The organism is Paenibacillus sp. F4 (genome assembly GCF_002894905.1).
GTDB lineage: Bacteria > Bacillota > Bacilli > Paenibacillales > Paenibacillaceae > Paenibacillus > Paenibacillus polymyxa_B.
In genome coordinates, this window is record NZ_POVS01000008.1 from 142,424 (window position 1) to 156,939 (window position 14,516).

Here is a 14,516-nt window from a genome sequence, read left to right on the forward strand (position 1 = left end):
AACCGCCCGCATAAGAGCGGGGGCTCGAAGAGATTTTTAGATACTAATCACGAGGGAAAGTCTCTTGGAGTACCCGCTCATTATGAAGGGTCCAATTAAAAGGAGGAAATTAACCATGGCAGTTACAACGTACTACGAAAAAGATGCAGAACTCAGCGTATTGAAAGGAAAGACAGTGGCCGTTATTGGTTACGGTAGCCAAGGACATGCTCAAGCACAAAACTTGCGTGACAGTGGTGTGAATGTTGTTATTGGTTTGCGTGAAGGCAAATCAGCTGATGTCGCAAGAAACGACGGTTTTGAAGTTCTGAACGTAGCTGATGCAACAAGCCGTGCAGACGTGGTTCAAATTTTGTTACCTGATGAAACTCAAGCTTCTGTGTACAAAAATGAAATTGAACCTAACCTGAAAAAAGGCGCAGCTCTTTTGTTCTCCCATGGTTTCAACGTTCATTTTGGACAAATCGTAGCTCCTAAAGATAGCGATGTATTGCTGGTTGCTCCAAAATCCCCAGGACATATGGTGCGTCGTACCTATGTAGAAGGGTTTGGGGTACCGGGGTTGATCGCAATTGAGCAGGACGCAACGGGTCAAGCCAAAGAAATCGGTCTTGCATACGCAAAAGGCATTGGCTGTACACGTGCGGGCGTAATTGAAACCTCCTTCCGTGAAGAAACGGAGACGGATCTGTTCGGTGAGCAGGCGGTATTGTGCGGCGGCGTGAGCGCACTCGTAAAAGCGGGCTTTGAAACATTGACTGAAGCAGGTTATGCTCCTGAGATGGCATACTTTGAATGTTTGCATGAGCTTAAGCTGATCGTTGACCTGATGTATGAAGGTGGATTGGCAACGATGCGTGATTCCATCAGTAATACAGCGGAATATGGCGATTATGTAACTGGACCACGCGTGGTAACGGAAGATACGAAGAAAGCCATGAAGGATGTATTGACTGACATTCAACAAGGTAAATTTGCTCGTGACTTCATCCTTGAAAATCAATCTGGACGTGCATTCCTGACGGCTACTCGTCGTAATGAAGCTAACCATCCGATTGAAGTGGTGGGCGGACAATTGCGTGAAATGATGCATTGGATCAAAAAGTAATAATCTTTTGTACTATGAACTCGACAACATGAATTATTTATAAATAATAATTACAATGCGGCCCTGCTTATTGCGTGAGCCGCATTGTAATTTAAGAGTCCTAATCCTGAGGAGGTGCGTTGGGTTGCGCAAAATATATATATTTGACACAACGTTGAGAGACGGAGAACAGTCACCTGGTGTGAACTTGAATACTCGTGAGAAAGTGGAGATCGCTCATCAGTTGGAGAAGCTGGGAATCGATCGTATGGAGGCTGGGTTCCCGGCTGCTTCTCCGGGTGATCTGGCGGCTGTTAATGCAGTAGCAAAAGCTGTAAAAAATTCGACGGTTATTGGCCTTTCACGTGCAAGGGAACAGGATATTGATGCGGTTCGCGAGGCACTCAAGGGAGCACAGGACCCGTGTATCCATATCTTTTTGGCAACTTCACCTATTCACCGTCAGCATAAGCTGCGGATGGAGAAGGCACAGGTATTGGAAACCGCTCGTGCTGCCATACGCTATGGGTTGAAATATTTACCTAAAGTGGAGTTTTCTTTGGAGGATGCAGGTCGTACAGAGCTTGATTTTGTGGTTGAAATGGTCACCATGGCTGTACAAGAAGGGGCTTCTGTCGTCAATATTCCAGATACGGTAGGTTACTTGACACCCTACGAGTATGGAAATATATTCAAACACATTAAGGAAAATGTGGTCGATGTGGAGAAGATTCAATTGAGTGCACATTGCCACAATGACCTGGGAATGGCTACCGCTAATACACTTGCTGCCATCCTGAACGGTGCGGATCAGATCGAGGGAACCATTAACGGTATCGGTGAACGCGCTGGGAACACGGCCATTGAGGAAATCGCCATGGCACTGGAGACGAGACAGGAATTTTTTCAGGCCAAGACGTCTTTGCAATTGTCTGAAATTGCGCGCACAAGCCGTTTGGTTAGCCGTTTGACGGGGATGGTGGTGCCGGGCAACAAGGCGATTGTTGGAGCCAATGCTTTTGCGCACGAATCAGGTATTCATCAAGACGGCATGCTGAAAGAGAAAACGACCTATGAAATCATGACACCAGAAAGTATCGGTCTGAAAGAAAGTAAGCTGGTACTCGGTAAGCACTCAGGTCGTCATGCTTTCCGTGAGCGTTTGATCGAGTTGGGCTACGAATTGAACGAAGAAGATCTGAATCGCGCTTTTGGGCAGTTCAAGGATTTGGCTGATAAGAAGAAGGAAGTTTCGGACGATGATATTTTAGCATTGCTGGAAGAAAAATTGGCAGATGCACCTGAAGTCTTCAAGCTGGAAACCATTTTTGTTACCTACGGGAACAAGGCTACGCCTTCCGCACAAGTACGTCTGGTTAACGATGAAGGTCAGGTTATCGAGACAGAAGCTGAAGGAAATGGTTCAGTCGATGCGATCTATAATGCGATTGACCAAGCCAGCGGCGAGAGCGTTGTACTTTCAGATTACTCCATCAAGTCTGTTACCCATGGCAAGGACGCTCTGGGTGAAGTCCATGTAGTGCTGACGCAAAACGAACTGTCTGTGCAGGGACGCGGGGTAAGTACCGATATTCTGGAAGCAAGTGCTCGGGCTTACGTAGATGCGCTAAATGGTTTGATCGACAAGCGTAAAAACTACAGTAATCGCGTAGATTATAAATCTTAATTTTATGCAGACTTAAGAGTTGGATTTATACAGGATCGGATGTTTCCGGTCCTGTTTTCTTTTTCTCTGATGAGAAAATCAGCTTATAGGCCGTGCCTATTGAATTGATAGATTCTATATCTTGGTCAAAGCCCTGCCATGTATGTTACAAAGAAGGTATGAAAAATACGGTTGTATAGCTGTATAACAAGAGGAGTGTACGTGATGGCAGACGTTAAAAAGATTGCAGTAATAGCGGGAGATGGAATTGGACCGGAAGTGGTCGCAGAGGCAGAGAAAATTTTGAAACGTACGGAAGAAGTGTTCGGCCTTTCATTTGAAACGGAGCATGCGCTGTTCGGCGGGATTGCCATTGATAAGAAGGGCACACCATTGCCGGAAGAAACACTGGCAGTATGTCAAGCTGCAGATGCGGTTCTGCTGGGAGCAGTAGGAGGACCACAATGGGACAACAATCCAAAGGAACTTCGTCCTGAAACCGGACTGTTGGGCATTCGTAAAGAGCTCGGTCTATTTTCGAATCTTCGTCCTGCTGTCGTCTTTGACTGTCTCAAGGACGCATCTACATTGAAACCGGAAGTGTTGGAAGGAACGGATCTGATCGTGGTGCGCGAACTGACGGGCGGCATTTATTTCGGCGAGAAGTTCAGACGAGAAAGTCCTCAGGGTGAGGAGGCAGTCGATACTTGTGCATATAATGTAACAGAAGTAGAGCGTATAGTGCGCCAATCTTTCGAAATTGCACAAAAACGTCGCAAGAAACTTGCATCGGTGGATAAGGCTAATGTACTGGAAACCTCCCGTTTATGGCGTGAAGTAGTTAACCGGGTTGCTGTAGACTACCCGGATGTCGAGCTGGAGCATGTATTGGTTGATAACTGCGCCATGCAATTGCTGCGTCGTCCATCTAGCTTTGACGTCATCGTGACGGAAAATATGTTTGGTGACATTCTCAGTGATGAAGCGGCTATGCTGACCGGATCCATCGGCATGCTCTCCTCCGCATCACTTGGAGAAGGCAGCTTCGGCCTATACGAGCCGGTACATGGCTCGGCGCCTGACATTGCAGGTCAAGGGCTGGCGAATCCCATTGCAACGATTTTGTCCGTTGCTTTGATGTTCCGTCTCACCTTCGGGTACGAGAAGGCAGCTGATGCCATTGAGAAAGCAGTAGCTGAGGTACTGGATGCAGGACACCGTACGGCAGATATTGCGGTGGATAAATCTCAAGCGATCTCGACAACTCAAATGGGAGATCTGATCGCAGCAGCTATTCGTTAAAAACTCTGTAAATGTACCCGTTCTGAAAAAAAGCTTCCTATTATATAGTAAGGTTATACAGTACAGCCTTTTCGGCAAATGTTTAGAACAGTAGCTCCTGAGCAATCAGGAGCTACATGTATATTCAAAAGTTCAAAATGTGAATAAACCGTGAATTTTTAAGCTAGTTTAAAATAATTATAAAAAAGTAATGGTTATAATATTGACTTTGATTTCAGCGAATGATAACATTTATCAAGTAAGTTGTTCATTACAATACAGATGATTGAGGAAAACACATTCGGTGTTTTTCTTACATATTTTAAAGGAGGATTTCATTATTATGGCAGAAAGATTGGTAGGAAGACCCGCCCCTGATTTTGCATTGGAAACAGTGACTGGAGACGGTCAAGAATTTGGTTCGGTGAAGCTTTCCGATTACCGTGGCAAGTGGCTCGTATTTTTCTTCTATCCATTGGATTTCACTTTTGTGTGCCCTACGGAAATTACAGCGTTGAGCGATGCTGCTGACCAATTCAAAGAGCTGGATACTGAAATTCTGGGTATCAGTGTAGACTCCGTGCACAGCCACAAAGCATGGATCAACACAGCTAAAGAAAACAACGGTCTGGGCAAACTGAACTTCCCATTGGCTTCTGACATCACGAAAAAAACAGCAAGCGATTATGGCGTTCTGATCGAAGAAGAAGGCGTTGCATTGCGCGGCTTGTTCATCATTGATCCAGAAGGCGAATTGAAATATCAAGTGGTTAACCACAACGACGTAGGTCGCAGTGTGGAAGAAACTTTGCGTGTACTGCAAGCTTTGCAATCCGGTGGCTTGTGCCCAATGAACTGGAAACCAGGCGATCAAAATCTGTAATATAAGCTTCACAAGTTGAAATTAAACAAGCAAGCCCCCAACTAGCGGTTACTCTGCCGTTATTGGGGGCTTGCTTGCCTGCTCTGTGCAGCGTAAGATGTGAGGATAGCCTGTTTGAATGAGACAATATAGAGTGAAGTAACAAATAATTATGGAAATGTTGTTGTGTTCTGGAGGAATTTTGCCTGATGAAAGCGAATAAGGTATTGTAGAAGATAAACAAGGCAGAACAGGTTTTGTTCAGAGGAGGCTGAGCCCGGATGAGTTATTGCTGTGGAGCAAGCATGGTAGGAACCAAGGGAACGCTGAAGCATTACCGCACCCAAGTTCATAATGTTCCTTTGCTGTTTTGCCCGGTATGTCGTCGCATTGAAGTTCATTATAAAGTCGAAAATGAGTATGAAATTCTGGCTGAATATGCACATGGAGATGGGGCAACCGAGATTGATTTTCAGGATTATGTCATGGAAGACGATGATACGATATTTGAAAATTGTGTGAATCGTGAAAGTGAAGATGCGTTTGAAATTGTGAAGCGTCAAATTGACATATCTCTGGATTTATTGATGGTAGCCAAACAGATGAATGATGAAAAATGGCAGGGAGAGCTTAAGAGAAGACTGGCCGTTATGAGCCAAAGACGATCCCGGCTTCAACATAATAAGAGCGGCAGTTGACATCCTACACACCAAAGAAGCTCTCAATTCTGGAGAGCTTCTTTGGTGTGTAGGGCGCTTGTTCCTAACGTAATCTTTCATTTTGGTAATGTTGCGCAGATATTATGACGAAAGAAAACAGGATAAAAATTTGGATTCGACACTTTTTCCGATTGACTGCGATCCTTAATCTTGTCTATCATAAAATAAGACTCGAATTGGAAAGAGATGGTCGGATTTCTGTGAAACTGTTTTCTACACCATTGAAGGGTAGTCGATAGATGCCTTTCTCTTCTTCAAGATTATTACGCGTCCGAAACGGCCAGTTTGTCATTCCGAAACAAGGGGGAAGCCTGGCATGATCAGTGAATTCCAAGAAGCCTTGCTTGATACCGTGGGAGCTTGTCCTTCCACACAGATCGCCAATAACAAGTATGAAAATGTGCTGGAGAACCTGGATAGTGGTATCATGCTGTTTGACAGTGACGGGGTACTGACCTTTATTAACGTGCAAATGGCGAAATTGCTGGAGCTACCACGGAGTTCGCTAGCAGGTCGCAATTTGATGCAAATTTTGCATCATCCTGAGTTAAGTCGGTTTAAGAAGAAGAAAATCATGCGGATTTATAAAGAAACTATCTTTCATAGAAAGCGCTATCATGAGTTGATTGATGAGTATGGTCGGCATTGGTTGATAACAGTGACCTATGGTGATCAGATGGATGGGGATTTTTTGTTTAGCGTCAAGGATGTGTCGGATTATAAGCAGATTGAGCAGACGGCGTATCAAAACGATAAGCTGGCGATGCTGGGACGCATCTCGGCCTCTATCGCCCATGAAATCCGTAACCCGCTTACCGCAATCCGGGGCTTTATTCAATTGCTTCGGCCACATTTGATGGAGTTGGGCAGAGATGAGTATGCACGCATTATATTAACAGAAATTGATCGTGCGAACGACATTATTTATGAGTTCTTAAATTCGTCCAAGCCTTCGGCTCCGCAAAAAACGGCTGTATCTGTGATGGGGCTGCTGAAAGAGGTAGTGATGCTGACAGAAAGCGAAGCATTGATGAAGGGTTGCCAGATTGCATTGGACGAAAATGATGAGCTCATGAAGGTTTCCATTGATGTGAAGCAGATTAAGCAGGTTATCCTCAATATGATTAAAAATGCGATGGATGCCATTGAAAGCATCGGTGGGGAACGAGAGGGTTGCATCGATATCCATACAGTGCTTGAGGGTAATTATGTCCACATTTGTATTGAAGATAACGGATTAGGTATGGATCACAATACGTTGGCGCGTTTATTTGATCCTTTTTTTACAACAAAAGAAAGTGGAACCGGATTGGGATTGGCTGTGAGCTATCGAATTATCAAAAATCACGGAGGCTTCATACATGTGGACAGTAAACATGGAAGTGGCACACAATTCAAAATCACGCTTCCTGTAGTTTAATATGGGGAGGTTTTCGCAGAGGGGTCCTGTACATACTATTTCTTTTATGTTGTGCAGCGTTGGGGTATAGGTATCACCTTTTTGGAGAAGGTTGTCTGAAGCGCATAATCTGACAAGATGATGCGCTTTTTTGGTGCTGTAAGCTCGGTTATTTGCGTAAATACGAAAATGAATTCATGAATTTAAGATAAAAAAATGATTCACCTTTCACAGATTAAATGCTATTATATACCAGAATACAACATTATTTTTGATACTATAGACTTAAACAACGGCTTCCAAAGCTGTCAAACGTCTTAGATGATCGGAATCTCCGATATGCAGGGGGCTGAAGAGGCTGAATGAGTATACGGCTGGAAGTAAAAAAAACGATAGGTATCGGCATTGCTTCGATAGTTTTGTTTGTCTTGGTTCAGTTATTTCACGTAACTTTGAATAAGATATACTCCCATAATGTTTTTTTCTTGTTATATCCGATTGTAGGATTTTCTTGTGCTGCGATTTGTTTTTCTATTTTTTATCAATCCTGGTCCGTTTTACTGGAACAGTTATCCTTGCAGAGACTTCTTATTGCCCCTACATTTTTGGTGGCTGGTCTGCTTTACCTTGTTCATATTGTTTCGTTTAGTTTCGTTAGCCTGACGGACTTTGCTTTGTCTCCGGGCATTTCGTTATGGCTGCTATTTGTAAATCGTGCCTTTACTTCTGTCTTGCTCTTATGTGTTTGTTTCCTCCCGTTTAGCAAGGCGAAGTCTGAATACAAGGCAATGGCTTTGTGGGCAGGGATAGGCTGCACTTTGCTGATTCTAGGAGTTATTAAGACATTTGGTGGAGGCTTACCGGATCTACGTATACGATACGAAATAGGCAACCTGGGCTGGACGTTAAATCTGGCTGTCATGTTACTGCTTGTGCTCACTTTTATTTTCGGGGTGCGAAAATATCGGAAAGCCCGCCCGGCGGAATTGGGCATGTTGCTTATTGTTCGTGGGATTGGGCTGTGTGTTGTGAGTCAGTTGTTCTATTTATTTTCTGAGCAAATGAGCGATATTAATCACCTTTTGGGACTTTTGACCAACGCGATAGCATTTTATAATATGTTGAGCGGGCTGGTTCGGTTGATGGTTCTGGTTCCTTATCGTGAAAAGCAGGCAGCAGAATCTGAGTTTAATCACATTGCCTATAATGATGATATAACAGGACTCCCCAATCGTCGTCGCCTTTCTCAACGCTTAGATAAAATATTGCGTAAATCATTGAAATCGGATGAGACAGTAGCGCTTTTAGTGCTAAATATTGATCGTTTCAAGGCGATTAATGATTCGCTTGGACATATGGCAGGGAATTATTTGCTGTATGCGGTAGGCGAACGCTTGGGGCATTTTAGCCATGAAGGGGAAGCTGTTTTTAGCATGGGCGGAGATGAATTTGCCTTTCTTCTAACGGGATACGAAGATACAGATGCTATGAGAAATCGTATTGATGATATGGTGAAGCTGTTCGATCAGCCTTTCGATATTAATGGTGAGTCTTATCATGTGATGGTGAGCGTTGGTATAGCTTTATACCCGTTGGATGCGAATCAGGGTGAACAGCTTATTCAGCAGGCGGATACGGCTGTCCATAGTGCCAAAGAGCAGGGAGTGAATTTTCAGCGGTATGCCAGCGCGATGCAGATGCGAGCGCATGAAAGACTCCAACTGGAAAATGATCTGCGGCGAGCGCTTGAAAATGAGGAATTTTCATTGGTATATCAACCACGTGTTCACCTGCAAAGTGGCGAGCTAACGAGTTTGGAGGCGCTGGTGCGATGGAATCATCCTCATCGTGGGATGGTGATGCCTGGCGATTTTATTCCGGTGGCTGAAGAAAGTGGTTTAATTGTGCCCTTGGGGGAATGGGTGTTAAGGGAGGCCTGTCTGCAAAATAAGCAGTGGCAGGAGCTCGGGTACCCACCCATCCCGATTTCGGTCAATTTATCCATGCGCCAATTTCAGCAAAAAAAGCTGGTGGATGTCATTCGGGGCATTTTGACCTATACGGAACTTGAAGCCCGCTATCTGGAGCTGGAAATTACCGAGAGTATGACTTTTGATAAGGATCGGGCCTTTGAACAGTTGAAAAACATAAAGGCTATTGGTGTCGCAATCAGTATTGATGATTTTGGAACTGGCTATAGTTCATTGCATTATTTGAAGAATCTCCCGATTGATCGTCTAAAAATTGACCGTTCCTTTGTAAATGAGGTACTGGTCGACAGCAAAAATGCGGCAATTGTATCTACTATTGCCTCCATGGCTCACCATTTGAAGCTGAAGGTTACGGCTGAAGGAGTGGAAAATGAGGAGCAGCTTCATTTTTTGCAGGCACAGGATTGTCATGAGGGTCAGGGATATTACTTTAGTCGCCCCATTCCGGCAGAAGTCTTTGAAAAATTGTTTTTACGTAAACCTATGAATTGGCTGGTTCAGGATAGTATGTAGTATGCTTGCATTTTGCTGAAAGGTAAGTTATACTAAATAACATCCTGATTCAGCTGGTTGACGATAGGTTAAGCATGTCATACATAAGAATCGAGATGTTATAAAATGCGGGTGTAGTTCAATGGTAGAACTTCAGCCTTCCAAGCTGATAGCGTGGGTTCGATTCCCATCACCCGCTTTGATTCGAAAAGCTTCTGAAACCCTTGAGCCACAAGGGTTTTTTCTTTACCCTCAATTGGAAAACCAACAGAACTATTTTTATTTATGGGGCAGTTCATGGGGCAAATTTTCATTTGTTTGGATCGAACGATTCTAATCGGTCTGCTGCTGCTCGACTAATGATGTCGGATGCGTGTGTATAGATGTCTGCTGTAGTCCCGATTTTGGTATGTCTTAATCGTTCTTGTATTGTCTTCAGGTCTGCCCCTGTCTCTCTCAGTAGCATACCAGCGGTATGCCGTAAACCATGTAGTTTTACATGCGGAAGATTATGTTTTTTAAGAAACTTACGCCAGGTAACGGTAGGGGTTGTGGGATAGTACATTACGCCCTGACCACTGTGAAATACATATTGTTTGTCTTCACCTTTCCATTCTTTGCAGCGAGCTGCTTCTTTCTTCCACTCTTTTTCAAAATCATTGAGCTGGTCCATATACCATTTTGGCATTGCGATCCATCCTTCACTTTCTTCCGTTTTAACCTCACCTTCGATTTTTTCACCTTGTTCGTTAAATGTTATCTGTTTATCAATCCAAATTGCTTGGCTGTCATAACTTACGTCAGGCCATTCTATAGCCAACAGTTCGCCCCGTCTAAATCCTCCAAGCATAGACCCGGTGAAATATAACCTCCATCTGTCAGGAAGGCTGTATAAGGCTACTAGAAGCGTCTCAACCTCTGTAGTGCTGTATGATTTCTTCACACTACGCATTGCTTTCTTTTCTTTCTTTCCAGCTCGGGGGCGTTGAACACCCTCAATAGGATTTTTAGTAATTACTTCCCATGTGAATGCTGCGTCGAAGATGGACTTAGCTGCCTTGAAGATATTTAGCTTTGTATTTGTTGCATATTCTTTGCCGTCTTTACGTTTCAAATCTGCAAAAAACGTGACTAGTTGCAATGTGGTGATTTTTTCAATTCCCACGTTACCAAACTCAGGCATTAAGAAAGATTCAATGTACCACATGTTAGTTTTAAGAGTGTATTTCCCCATGTTTTTATCAGCGTACCCCTTTTTCCAGATTGGTACAAAATCCCTAAGCGTGACTTTCTCCGACTTCTTCGCTTTACCAGCTTCAACCTTTTCAGCCCATTTTGCTAATTCAAGCGCAAGCCACTGCTTTGTTTTCCTCTCTGATTTAACAATTTCTTTTGGTACGTCAACGGAAACAGACCGTTTGGGTTTATTTACTTTCGATGGATCACGGGCAACTAATTTGTACTTGTTACCCCCTAAGTGTTCTGTCCAAGCCATGTACAACAACCTTTCTTATTATTGGTAAAAAAACTGTATTTGGATATACCACCCCCTTAAAGGAACGTATGTTCTATTTGTAGCTAAAAAAACCTATGGCGGCAAAATGTGCTATTAACCGCCTGTTGTATTTTTATATGTATTATTTTCTATTTCTCGCCGTTTTGCTTACGTTTCGAATCCCAGAATAATCCGGTCATAATGTCATTTAATTTTCTTTTGTCTTCTTCAGTGAGTGGCACACCATCGAATAGCACATCTTCATTTCCCAGTAATAGTTCCTTTAGGTCTTTGTTATCTTTATTTGTTGCCCAATCCGGTGTTTTTGGGTCATTGAAAAATACAGAAGGATTTATTTCTAAAGCTCGGGCAAGTGATGTTAAAGTTTCAACGCTTGGATTATATCTGTCACGTTCTATATCTGCTATATACGATCTGGACATATTTGCTTTCTGAGAAAGTTCTAGTTGAGTTATCTTTTTTTTCTTACGTTCACGTTTTAATATTTCACCAATACTCAAGGTATTTTCTCCTTTTCAGTCGGTTATACCGACTTTTTTTATTATTATAACTATAAAAAGTCGGATATACAATGCTTTTAATGTCGTAAATACAAGTAAATAAAAGCAAAATGACGTGTATTAACGACAATATGGGTTTAATTCTCTTAAATGCTCGTTTTTAAGCGTATTTAAGCTTTTACAAAATGTCGTGAATACTATACATTTTATTCAGGAGGTGACACACGATGATTAACAAGAAAGCCTTGGGGTCGTTTATACAAAAAGGTCGCAAGGCAAGGGGCCTAAGGCAAGATCAGGTTTCGGCAAAGACAAGTTTATCAAGAAATTATATTTCAGACATTGAGAATGGGCGGTATACGCCAAGCGTCGAAGCGTTATCCCGATTGGCTATTGCTTTGAAACTGGATTTAAACGTTATTAAAATGACGGAAATACAAGTGGGTGATGATTATGGAGACACTTAAACTGCTCGAATCTATCCGATCTGATATAAAACGAGATTTGCGTGAGGAATTGTTAGCTGAATTACAAGCTGAAATTGAACGTAGATTGTACGCAAATATATTCGATTTTTCAGAGGCCTGTTTATACTTAAAGGTCTCAGATTCAACCCTTAGAAAAATGATAAAAGACGAAGGCACACCATATTTTCGTCAAAGAGGGCGCATCTATTTTAGTCAAACTTCGCTTAATAAATGGATCGCTGAGAAGGAAAAGGAAGGAGCATGAACATTGACACCTGAAAGATTAGCCGAGCGCCATATGCTCTGGAAGCGTCTTAGCAAGCTGCACCAAATGCGGCTTGCCCTCAAGACAAACTATTTTGACGAAGCCATTGAGGAATTAGAAACGGAATTACGCCAAAAGGAGGGGGTTCAGTTTGGAAACACGCTTAATACCAGTAATAGACGCTTCCGGCTTGCGAAGCTATCAAGAAGTACCAGGAAGCACATATTTCGAGGCCGCATACAACGTAAACAGTCTGCTTAGTGGGACAGTTACGTTAGACATGGATTTGCTTGAATTGACTGAACAGGAGATTGATGTACTGCATAAGCAAAACGAGTGCAAGCTCATTCGGGAACAGCTACATGATGTAAGTTATAAAAAACTTGATGCTCTCGCTAACAATCGCAATCCTCGTAAATTTTTGAAGGAACAAAACGAACTTAGTTTCCGGCTGTTTCGACTGGAGAGAGAAATAAAAAAAGCCTGTCCATAATGGACAGACCCATAATCGTGCTACCAACACGATTCCTTTTACAAATCAATTAACGGCATTATAACACGATTTTAAATTTATGGAAACAGGAGTCCGAAAGCGTATGGACATTAAGGAAATTAAACAGTACATCCAGGACATTCAAGGGATTCGGGATACAGCGGAGTCATTTACCGATGATTCCCCCGGTGCGTTAATTCGGAAGATTGAACTGCTTACGCAAGCCCATACGCTTATGGGCCGTGTGTCTGCCTATATGCACGGTAGATACATGCAGACTTATAACCTGCGGAAAAGGGTTCACGCTGAGACGATGCGTAATACCAAGCGAGGGAACAAGCAAAATGCGGCAGATTTGGCGGTTTTGGATATTCGGGATCAGGAGGCCGAGGACCTAGAACGAATGACTTTATGGAAAAACGAGTTTAAGTCTGTTTCTGAGCACCTTTATGAACTGCGCTTACGGCTCCGTGTAGATATGCATATAGGGGGTGGTGGTTCGTGACTTTACCTTTTCAACCATACAGTAAAAAGCAGCAAACCAGCAGTAAACGTATCAAGCATACGCAACGTCAGAAAGGCGACATAAGCAATACAGTAGACCAGCAGTTAAAAAAACGATCTGCTGGAATATGTGAGCTTTGTGGTAAAGCTTGGGCAGAGGAACGGGCGCATTTGACCGGGCGAGGACATATTGATGAAAAAACAAAGGTCACTGACCTTATCCATGTCTGTATTCCCTGTCATCGCTGGTTGGATGGTACGCAAGATGGTATACGAGCAAGGCGTTTTATCGCTACAGCTATTAATGCGGTATTAGATTATTACGTCATGAACTTCCCGGAACTTCCCGGAACTTCTAGGAATAACTCAGAATCGAAGGGAAGCGTTAGGGATGGCTGAAAAGAGAATGATTTCTAAGGTTATATCAATTTCAGAAAAAGTTAATGAACTGCCGGACATATTCGATATGTTGCTGTTCACGTGGATGATTCCTCACACAGATGATTTTGGACGTTTGGCAGGGTCGCCAGCCAAGGTTAAAGCGCTAGTTGTGCCTATGCTGGACAAGCTGGTTTCTGATGTGAAAGAGTCTTTGCACCGTTTGCAGTCTGCTGGCCTTATTGAATGGTATGAAGCTGATGGTCAAAAGGTGGTTCAAGTGGTCAATTTTGAAGCACATCAACAAGGATTGCATAAACGAACACGCTCGAAATTTCCCGACCCTCCTTTGGACTTTCCCGGAAGTTCCGGGAATTTCCCTAATATTCCTCTAGAAGAGAACAGAAGAGAAGAGAACAGAACTGAACAGAAGGGAAGGGAAGAGAACGGAACTGAACAGATTTCTGGTGGTAGTCTTCCTGAAATTGAGAATAACCCTTTTAGATTATTTGAAAATGAAGGCTTTGGAACAATCAGCCCTCTAATAGCCGATGAAATAGCAATCTTAGAAAAGGACTATGGTAACCGCTGGCTATGTGAAGCTATGAAAAAAGCAGTAGTTGCCGGAAAACGTAGTATGTCATATGTCAACGGCATTCTAAAAAATTGGAAGGCTGAGGGTATAGACGAACCTTGGACCAAGGAGAAGTCACCGAACAAAGGCAACGGTCGGGGCGGACAAAAGCCGAGTATAGATATTGTTCAGGACCAAGATCCAGCTCCGGAGGTTTCGCAAGAAGAATATGATGAATTGCTACGGCTGGCTGAACGTATGGAATCAGGAAAGGGGGAGCAGAGGTGACATCAACTTCATACATGGAAAAGCAATCGAATGA

The 14,516-nt window shown here is 43.2% G+C and carries 15 protein-coding genes and 1 tRNA gene; 14 read left to right on the top strand and 2 right to left on the bottom strand.

Going from position 1 to position 14,516, the window contains the following annotated elements:
• Window positions 1–115 precede the first annotated feature (115 nt).
• The 8 genes from ilvC (at window position 116) to C1T21_RS06535 (ending at window position 9,696) form a co-directional block, all read left to right on the top strand.
• The gene (gene ilvC, locus C1T21_RS06500; protein ID WP_013309387.1) at window positions 116–1,108 is read left to right on the top strand and encodes a ketol-acid reductoisomerase; all 993 of its coding nucleotides are present in this window, start codon (window positions 116–118) and stop codon (window positions 1,106–1,108) included.
• 124 nt (window positions 1,109–1,232) lie between these two features.
• The gene (locus C1T21_RS06505; RefSeq protein ID WP_013309388.1) at window positions 1,233–2,774 is read left to right on the top strand and encodes a 2-isopropylmalate synthase; all 1,542 of its coding nucleotides are present in this window, start codon (window positions 1,233–1,235) and stop codon (window positions 2,772–2,774) included.
• A gap of 204 nt (window positions 2,775–2,978) precedes the next feature.
• Window positions 2,979–4,055, top strand: a complete 1,077-nt coding sequence (gene leuB, locus C1T21_RS06510; RefSeq protein ID WP_061829127.1) for a 3-isopropylmalate dehydrogenase — start codon at window positions 2,979–2,981, stop codon at window positions 4,053–4,055.
• A 322-nt stretch (window positions 4,056–4,377) separates the two neighbouring features.
• Window positions 4,378–4,917: a peroxiredoxin gene (locus C1T21_RS06515; protein WP_023987763.1), complete on the top strand. Its 540-nt coding sequence runs from the start codon at window positions 4,378–4,380 to the stop codon at window positions 4,915–4,917.
• A gap of 260 nt (window positions 4,918–5,177) precedes the next feature.
• The gene (locus C1T21_RS06520; RefSeq protein WP_013309391.1) at window positions 5,178–5,594 is read left to right on the top strand and encodes a hypothetical protein; all 417 of its coding nucleotides are present in this window, start codon (window positions 5,178–5,180) and stop codon (window positions 5,592–5,594) included.
• Between the two features lie 337 nt (window positions 5,595–5,931).
• Window positions 5,932–7,035, top strand: coding sequence for an ATP-binding protein (locus C1T21_RS06525; RefSeq protein WP_103047664.1), 1,104 nt, complete (start codon window positions 5,932–5,934; stop codon window positions 7,033–7,035).
• A gap of 341 nt (window positions 7,036–7,376) precedes the next feature.
• Entirely contained in the window at window positions 7,377–9,518 is a 2,142-nt protein-coding gene (locus tag C1T21_RS06530) for a bifunctional diguanylate cyclase/phosphodiesterase (RefSeq protein ID WP_103047665.1), read from the top strand.
• A 107-nt stretch (window positions 9,519–9,625) separates the two neighbouring features.
• Window positions 9,626–9,696 (top strand) — tRNA-Gly (locus C1T21_RS06535).
• A 111-nt stretch (window positions 9,697–9,807) separates the two neighbouring features.
• Here C1T21_RS06535 and C1T21_RS06540 read toward each other — a convergent pair.
• Both C1T21_RS06540 and C1T21_RS06545 read right to left on the bottom strand, forming a co-directional pair.
• Window positions 9,808–10,992, bottom strand: a complete 1,185-nt coding sequence (locus tag C1T21_RS06540) for a tyrosine-type recombinase/integrase (RefSeq protein ID WP_103047666.1) — start codon at window positions 10,990–10,992, stop codon at window positions 9,808–9,810.
• 149 nt (window positions 10,993–11,141) lie between these two features.
• Window positions 11,142–11,513 carry a helix-turn-helix domain-containing protein gene (locus C1T21_RS06545; protein WP_103047667.1) on the bottom strand — a complete coding sequence of 124 codons (372 nt, stop codon included), beginning with the start codon at window positions 11,511–11,513 and terminating at the stop codon, window positions 11,142–11,144.
• Between the two features lie 227 nt (window positions 11,514–11,740).
• Between C1T21_RS06545 and C1T21_RS06550 the strand changes: the two genes are divergently transcribed.
• The 6 genes from C1T21_RS06550 (at window position 11,741) to C1T21_RS06575 (ending at window position 14,482) form a co-directional block, all read left to right on the top strand.
• Window positions 11,741–11,980, top strand: coding sequence for a helix-turn-helix domain-containing protein (locus tag C1T21_RS06550; RefSeq protein WP_053324965.1), 240 nt, complete (start codon window positions 11,741–11,743; stop codon window positions 11,978–11,980).
• Window positions 11,967–12,245 (top strand): helix-turn-helix domain-containing protein, encoded by a 279-nt coding sequence (locus tag C1T21_RS06555; RefSeq protein WP_103047668.1) that lies wholly within the window; start codon window positions 11,967–11,969, stop codon window positions 12,243–12,245. Before C1T21_RS06550 ends, C1T21_RS06555 begins: the two co-directional genes overlap by 14 nt.
• Before the next feature lie 151 nt (window positions 12,246–12,396).
• Window positions 12,397–12,738, top strand: coding sequence for a hypothetical protein (locus tag C1T21_RS06560; protein ID WP_103047669.1), 342 nt, complete (start codon window positions 12,397–12,399; stop codon window positions 12,736–12,738).
• Window positions 12,739–12,841: 103 nt separating this feature from the next.
• Window positions 12,842–13,243 carry a hypothetical protein gene (locus tag C1T21_RS06565; RefSeq protein ID WP_103047670.1) on the top strand — a complete coding sequence of 134 codons (402 nt, stop codon included), beginning with the start codon at window positions 12,842–12,844 and terminating at the stop codon, window positions 13,241–13,243.
• Window positions 13,240–13,641, top strand: coding sequence for a hypothetical protein (locus C1T21_RS06570; RefSeq protein ID WP_103047671.1), 402 nt, complete (start codon window positions 13,240–13,242; stop codon window positions 13,639–13,641). Before C1T21_RS06565 ends, C1T21_RS06570 begins: the two co-directional genes overlap by 4 nt.
• A complete protein-coding gene (locus C1T21_RS06575; RefSeq protein WP_103047672.1) occupies window positions 13,634–14,482 on the top strand; it encodes a DnaD domain-containing protein in 849 nt (282 codons plus the stop codon). Before C1T21_RS06570 ends, C1T21_RS06575 begins: the two co-directional genes overlap by 8 nt.
• Window positions 14,483–14,516: the final 34 nt, after the last annotated feature.

Excerpts from the sequence above, each read along its gene's own strand:
- C1T21_RS06540 (WP_103047666.1), bottom strand. The coding sequence starts at position 10,992 with ATGGCTTGGACAGAACACTTAGGGGGTAACAAGTACAAATTAGTTGCC.
- C1T21_RS06575 (WP_103047672.1), top strand. The coding sequence starts at position 13,634 with ATGGCTGAAAAGAGAATGATTTCTAAGGTTATATCAATTTCAGAAAAA.
- ilvC (WP_013309387.1), top strand. The coding sequence starts at position 116 with ATGGCAGTTACAACGTACTACGAAAAAGATGCAGAACTCAGCGTATTG.
- C1T21_RS06550 (WP_053324965.1), top strand. The coding sequence starts at position 11,741 with ATGATTAACAAGAAAGCCTTGGGGTCGTTTATACAAAAAGGTCGCAAG.
- leuB (WP_061829127.1), top strand. The coding sequence starts at position 2,979 with ATGGCAGACGTTAAAAAGATTGCAGTAATAGCGGGAGATGGAATTGGA.
- C1T21_RS06520 (WP_013309391.1), top strand. The coding sequence starts at position 5,178 with ATGAGTTATTGCTGTGGAGCAAGCATGGTAGGAACCAAGGGAACGCTG.
- C1T21_RS06525 (WP_103047664.1), top strand. The coding sequence starts at position 5,932 with ATGATCAGTGAATTCCAAGAAGCCTTGCTTGATACCGTGGGAGCTTGT.
- C1T21_RS06565 (WP_103047670.1), top strand. The coding sequence starts at position 12,842 with ATGGACATTAAGGAAATTAAACAGTACATCCAGGACATTCAAGGGATT.
- C1T21_RS06530 (WP_103047665.1), top strand. The coding sequence starts at position 7,377 with ATGAGTATACGGCTGGAAGTAAAAAAAACGATAGGTATCGGCATTGCT.
- C1T21_RS06555 (WP_103047668.1), top strand. The coding sequence starts at position 11,967 with ATGGAGACACTTAAACTGCTCGAATCTATCCGATCTGATATAAAACGA.
- C1T21_RS06515 (WP_023987763.1), top strand. The coding sequence starts at position 4,378 with ATGGCAGAAAGATTGGTAGGAAGACCCGCCCCTGATTTTGCATTGGAA.